At 53.3% G+C, this 392-nt stretch carries 1 protein-coding gene; it reads left to right on the top strand.

What is annotated here, in order from left to right:
* Positions 1–392: hypothetical protein (locus tag KJQ97_RS09680; RefSeq protein ID WP_214120734.1), on the top strand; the 392-nt coding region annotated here is incomplete at both ends.

The raw sequence follows: 392 nt of genomic DNA, 5'->3' as shown, positions 1-392 counted from the left end.
ACCCCGGACGCCTTCAGGGGTATATCAACGCCAACTTAACGGAGACTGATCACGAGAACCCCACCGAGGAAGCTCTCACGGCTGCCCGACACACTCCGGAAAAAGACGCGGTAGAAGAAGCCAACCGACAGCTTGCCGCCGCGCGCGGTGAATATGTGGAAGGCATCAGCGACCCGAACGACCCAAAATGGGTGAAGACCGGTACAAGCCAGACTACCGCCGTACCTGAACTGCTTAAAAATGCTGGCAACGGTATTTTCGACTTGTCCGCTTTAATGCATAACTCATCAAATCATGGCACAGAAACGAATCCGGAGACCACCAGCAATGTGCAGTTGGAAAAAGCTGACAGTTATGAAAAACAGGCTTGTGATGCGGTGCAGGCAGGCGAA

The organism is Campylobacter sp. 2018MI01 (genome assembly GCF_018501205.1).
GTDB lineage: Bacteria > Campylobacterota > Campylobacteria > Campylobacterales > Campylobacteraceae > Campylobacter_E.
The sequence above is the reverse complement of the archived record's forward strand: the minus strand, read 5'-3'. Positions and strand labels throughout refer to the sequence as shown.